This is a genomic window from Bradyrhizobium sp. sGM-13 (assembly GCF_018398875.1).
GTDB lineage: Bacteria > Pseudomonadota > Alphaproteobacteria > Rhizobiales > Xanthobacteraceae > Bradyrhizobium.
Genome location: NZ_JAGWDK010000401.1, coordinates 1 through 247, shown reverse-complemented (window position 1 = coordinate 247; position 247 = coordinate 1). Strand labels below are relative to the sequence as shown.

Genomic DNA, 247 nt, shown 5'->3' with positions numbered 1-247 from the left:
CCGTTGCATCCGCGTACCCGGCAGGCGGCATCCCGAACGGGAGTGAACCTGGATCACCTGAAGATCATCGAGCCGGTCGGTTACCTCGATATGGCAAAACTGCTGCACCATGCTGTCGAGGTCTACACCGACTCCGGCGGGGTTCAGAAGGAGGCCTATTTCCATCGCGTGCCATGCACTACTCTGCGAGACGAGACCGAATGGACGGAGACGGTTACGCATGGATGGAATCGTCTCTGGAAAGGAC

Annotated in this window: 1 protein-coding gene; it reads left to right on the top strand. The window is 58.7% G+C overall.

Annotated features, from left to right (window positions below):
- Positions 1–42: 42 nt before the first annotated feature.
- Positions 43–247, top strand: a 205-nt coding sequence (locus KJQ96_RS39430; RefSeq protein ID WP_309142556.1) for a UDP-N-acetylglucosamine 2-epimerase, incomplete at its 3' end; no start/stop codon positions are given.